Source organism: Paraburkholderia podalyriae, assembly GCF_014397785.1.
Classification (GTDB): Bacteria; Pseudomonadota; Gammaproteobacteria; order Burkholderiales; family Burkholderiaceae; genus Paraburkholderia; species Paraburkholderia podalyriae.
This window is the reverse complement of the sequence record NZ_VZQQ01000178.1, coordinates 1-2,619: the sequence shown is the minus strand read 5'-3', so window position 1 is coordinate 2,619 and position 2,619 is coordinate 1. Positions and strand designations below refer to the sequence as shown.

Genomic DNA, 2,619 nt, shown 5'->3' with positions numbered 1-2,619 from the left:
CCCCGGCGGTCGGTCAAACTCCCCCGGGTATGGTCACTTCAAACTCCCCCACCTGACGACCGTCGGCTGAGCCACTAAAGCTGCCGGGAGAGGTGTTGCAGGACGTCTATCTTCGTCTCCTTCGAACAAGAAGGAGTTCAGGGAGTGAACGTCTTGAAGCCGCATCTGCAAAGCACCGTATTCACACTACTAGAGCGTAACAAGAGCCAGCGCCAGATCCAGCGGCTCACGGGCATCGACCGCAAGACGATCCGTCGCTATCAGGCGATCTTCGAGTCCGAGAAGTCCGCTGCAGCAAACTCCCCCACGGCGACCACCGGCTCTGAAACCGCTGAACCGCAAACTCCCCCACCGTCGCGACCACCGGCAACCGCCGATTCCAGCGCGGCCACAACGTTCAATTTCGCCCGCTCGGCAAGCGAACCACACCGCGAATGGATCGAGCAGCAGGTCCGCCTGAGGCGCAACGCGCAGGCGATCTATCAGGATCTGGCCGATCAGTTCGCATTCACCGCGAGCTACGAGAGCGTCAAGCGTTTCGTGCGCGCCTTGCGCCACATTGATCCCGAGCAGTTCGATCGTCTCGCGTTCGCCCCCGGCGAAGAAGCCCAGGTCGACTATGGCGAAGGCGCACTGACCCGCGATCCGAAGACCGGCCGCTACCGACGCCCGCGGTTGTTCGTGATGACCCTGCGGTATTCGCGGCGCAGTTTCCGGCGCGTGGTCTGGAAGTCCAGCAAGCAGGTCTGGGCCCAGCTTCACGAAGAAGCCTTCCGCTACTTCGGCGGCGCTGTCAGTTATGTCGTCCTGGACAATCTCCGGGAGGGCGTCATCACGCCCGATCTATACGAACCCGAGATCAACCGGCTCTATGAGGCGATGCTCGAGCATTACGGCGTCGTCGCCGACCCTGCCCGAGTGCGCGACCCGAATCGAAAAGGGACCGTCGAGAACGCGATTCAACATACGCAGGGCACCGCGCTCGCCGGCCGCCGTTTCGAGTCGCTCGAAGCCCAGAACGAATTCCTGATGCACTGGGAGGCGAACTGGGCGGCCAAACGCATTCATGGCAGCACCCGGCGACAGGTCGAGGCCATGTTCCAGGAGGAGAGGCCGCATCTGCGGGCGTTGCCGACCACCGGCTTTCGCTACTTCATGGAGGTCGTGCGTACCGTCTGGGACGACACCACTGTCAACATCGATCGCAGCAACTATGCGGCACGACCCGCACCGATCGGTAGTCTCGTTTCAGTGCGGATCTACGATTCCACCATCGAGATTCGCGATCGCCGTACGCAGGCCTTGCTGCGCACCCATCCTCGCGCCCTGCAGGCCGGTTCGCTTGAACTGCCCGAAGACGAACGCCCGTTCAATCCGTCCCGCCAGAGCGCCTTCCTGCTCGCGAGCGCTGGCGACATCGGGCCGCAAACAAAGGCGCTTTGCCAACACATGTTCGACAGCGAAGGTCGCGTCGGCCATCGCGCCATGTGGGGCATCGTCGGTCTGGCGAAGAAGTATCCCGCCCGGCTCGTTGAACAGGCCTGCGACCACGCACTACGTCATCACGTCTACCGGTACAAACAGGTGCGCGCGATCGTCGAGCAGCTGTTCGAACAGGCACTCGAGCGTCTCGATCAGGCACCGCAACTCGAACTGCCTCTCACGCAGGACCACCCGCTGATCCGTCCTGCCGCCGAATACGGCGAACTCTTTACCCTCGGTGCGCAGCACGGCGCCGAACCTCAACCTTCGACGGGAGAAACGCAGGCATGACCATGACATTACCGGAAATCGAACGGGCCCTCGGACAGCTTCGTCTGTCCGGCGTACGCGACACACTTGAAACGCGCGTGCTGCAGGCCCAAGGCTCCCAGCAGCCGTTCCTTGAAACCTTCGCACTGATCCTGCAGGACGAACTGGATCGCCGCCAGTCCCGGCTCATCGAACGCCGCTACAAGCTCTCCGGCCTCGAAGACAAACTCACGCTCGCCGAATTCGACTGGGGCTTCAATCCCAAAGTGCCTCGCCAGACCTGCTTCCAGCTACACACGCTGAAGTTCATCGCGGCCGGCGACAACGCGCTGATCATCGGCAAACCTGGCACCGGCAAATCGCACGTTGCGAAGGCCGTCGCCTACCAGGCCGTCCTGCAAGGCCACAAGGTTCAGTATCTTGAGACCGACGACTTCTTTAACCGGTACGCGCTGAGCCCGACTGCCCAGCGCGAAGCCCGGCTGCGAGCCATCCTCGAAAGCGATCTGCTCGTGCTGGACGACCTGTTCCTGTCGCGTACGATCCCCGACGCCGCCGGCGCGCTGCTGCAAACGCTGATCCATCAACGCTACAAACTGCATCGCAGCGTTGTCGTCACATCCAACCGCGTTGTGCAGGATTGGGGCGCATACCTGGGCGACAACACGATGAGCACCACGATCCTCGACCGGCTCATGCATCACTGCCACCTGCTCGAGTTCGATGGTCGCAGCTATCGCCTTAAAGAGGCCGCTGAAACGCTTGCGAGAAAAACGAAAACCAGCTAAATAAAACCCTTAGTCCTGCTGCACAGGGTGGGGGAATTTGCGCGACCATAAGTGGGGGAGTTTCAACTGACCGTCCGGG

Annotated in this window: 2 protein-coding genes; both read left to right on the top strand. The window is 61.8% G+C overall.

The window, feature by feature from the left end:
* The first annotated feature begins 108 nt into the window (after nt 1-108).
* Entirely contained in the window at nt 109-1,773 is a 1,665-nt protein-coding gene (gene istA / locus F6X42_RS42205; RefSeq protein ID WP_312893030.1) for an IS21 family transposase, read from the top strand.
* Nucleotides 1,770-2,540: an IS21-like element helper ATPase IstB gene (gene istB, locus F6X42_RS42200; protein WP_187639674.1), complete on the top strand. Its 771-nt coding sequence runs from the start codon at nt 1,770-1,772 to the stop codon at nt 2,538-2,540. The genes istA and istB overlap by 4 nt, the downstream gene beginning before the upstream one ends.
* The last annotated feature ends 79 nt before the right edge of the window (nt 2,541-2,619 follow it).